Here is a 2528-nt window from a genome sequence, read left to right on the forward strand (position 1 = left end):
TCCAAAAACCTACCTTTATGAGGTTCCCTCTTGCCCCTCTTTTTATCATTAATTAATAGAGGCATATTCCCGATTGGGTAATTGACAAATGGTTTCCAAAGTCTTATTTGTATTAGTATAGCATAATCTGATGATTTGGAACACATTCACTAAAAGAATTATCACAAACGTTGAATAAATATAAAAAAAGATTAATTAATTTTTTATAAATTTTAAATTTTATTAATTATAGTAAAAATCTTAAGAAAGTATAAATTCCACCATTTAATATTAAGTATATTTATATACTACCCAATTTAAGTAAAATCACTGAGATTTTACCCTAAGGATCAGCTACTAATAATCCCCCTTACTTGGTGCAGCTACCGGGGCACTTTTCCTAGGCATAATAAAGATTTTACCCTGCTTTCGGTAGGTTTGATTTGTCTAGTGTCAGGCAGATATCCGTGGGAAAATCCCTAGCCCTATTTCCTAAATATATGTATTTTTTATTACTTTATTAGTACGGCGGAATAATTTCTACCGTTTGTTAAAACTAAATATGTATTCTTGGAGTTGATAAAAAGAGTTGATAAAAACCTCAAAAGACTCCAAGCAACCACTCAATAACTCAGTTTGTACAGGAGAATGAACAGGAAATTGATCAAAAATTGGAAAACCTTAGAAACCGCTGTTTGTCAGTGCTACTAGGGCAATTATTCCGGAAGCGAAGGGCCTGTGATCAGTTAGTTTGACAGAAGAGGTATTGTAGAGGTATTGTAAAGTATCGGGAGCAAGCCGAGATACCGTGGAGGGATTTGCCGGAGAGATTTGGAGATTTCCGTTAAGAGCTATTTGGAATTTTATTCATAACTACAATAAATGTTTGTCGGGTAGATTATGCCATCACTACATGTTTATCAATACCCTGACTATATAAGTCGGTTATATAGAAGCGATCTAGGATTTTTGATCTGCTACATTAATTAATATAATGCTATCAAAGCTTGAATTGTTTTTTAGCAACATTTTCAGAGTAATCAGAATTATGTATGTCCCAGAAGAATTAAAAGACCGTGATTACACCATCATTATTGATAAAAGTGGCAGTATGACCATTAAGGACGAGAAAAGGGGGACAAAAACTAGATGGGAGGTTATGGAAGAAACTACAGAGGCTTATGCTAGATATTGTGAAGAAATCGACCCCGATGGGATTACTGTTTATGTATTTTCGAGTAGATTTAAGCGATACGATAATGTTACGACAAATAAGGTAGAACAAATCTTTAAAGAAACATATCCTATGGGTGGAACATACCTTGATGAGGTTTTGCGGGATGCTCTCGAGAATTATTTCCAACGTAAAGCAAACGGTAGTGCTAAACCAAATGGGGAAATTTTCTTAGTATTTACAGATGGAGCACCTGATGATAAGCCTCCAGTAATTGATGTACTTGTGAACGCAACTCGTCGAATCGATAAGGATTCGGAAATTGGTATTTCTTTTATTCAAGTTGGTTCAGATCCCCAAGCAGCACAATTTCTACAAGAATTGGACAAATCTTTAGAAGAAAAGGGAGCAAGAACTGGTATTTGTGACACTCTAACTTTAGGAGATTTAGAAGAAATACCTCCACCAGAAGTACTCTTGAGAGCTATTAATATAGGATAAGAAGCGAAAAAAATCTGTTTTTTTTATGAACAATATTATTTGAAAAAAATGTGATCAGTTTCCTTTAGATACGCTTACGGAAATTTAAACAAAGTCATAATTAGTGGTCTCATCTTAAATTATCATGTCAAAGGTTGAACAACTGCGTGATTTTAATAATTTCGCTGAATCTATACTTAATAAACTTGAGGAATATGACTCTGTTCTTCAGACTCAATCCCTTCAGCAGGATAGGATTTTAACTGAAATTAGCAATCAAGTTGAAATTGTCCGAAAGCAAGCCGAAGAAGTAGTTAAATCTTCTTCTTCACCAGTTAAAATTGCTGTTATGGGAGAATTCAAAGCTACAAAAACTACGGTCTTAGGTAGTTTACTTGGTTATGCAGGAATGTTACCAGACAGTCGAGTGGCAGCTACTGGGAATGTGACTCATCTCAATATCGTTCAGGTAAAAGGCTCGCAACCAACTGAATTTAAGTTTAGCGTTAAATATTTTAATCAGAACGAAATTGATCAATGTCTTGACTTTATAGTTGAGGAGTTGGTTGTACAGGCTGAAGCACAATTACCTAGTACGCAAATCGCTAGTTTAAAAAACTTTACTTCCAAAGATCCTGATGTTTGGCAAAACATTATCAAATGGTACGATGAAGTAAAAAATTATGACAAAACTCCTGGATTAGAAAACGCAATTCAAGAACTAGTAGTGTTTGTTGAATCTTATCTACGTTATGGAAATAATTTATGCGGTCAATCCTTGCCTATTGATAATTCTACTCATGCTTACGCAGGTCTTCAGCTACCTAATGACCCCCGTTCGATCTTAGATATTAAGAAGTTTGAACAGTTTCCTCCAGAAGACGAGGAGCAGTTT

Annotated in this window: 1 protein-coding gene and 1 pseudogene; both read left to right on the forward strand. The window is 34.7% G+C overall.

Features of this window, described 5'->3' with window-relative positions; genetic code table 11:
* The first annotated feature begins 1027 nt into the window (after nt 1–1027).
* Complete coding sequence (locus tag F6K37_RS37925) at nt 1028–1654, forward strand: VWA domain-containing protein (protein ID WP_071102748.1); 627 nt, start codon at nt 1028–1030, stop codon at nt 1652–1654.
* Nucleotides 1655–1778: 124 nt separating this feature from the next.
* Nucleotides 1779–2528 (forward strand): annotated as a pseudogene (locus F6K37_RS37930) (dynamin family protein); the annotation flags it as partial.

It is taken from the genome of Moorena sp. SIO4E2 (assembly GCF_010671945.1).
Classification (GTDB): domain Bacteria; phylum Cyanobacteriota; class Cyanobacteriia; order Cyanobacteriales; family Coleofasciculaceae; genus Moorena; species Moorena producens.

Excerpts from the sequence above, each read along its gene's own strand:
- F6K37_RS37925 (WP_071102748.1), top strand. The coding sequence starts at position 1,028 with ATGTATGTCCCAGAAGAATTAAAAGACCGTGATTACACCATCATTATT.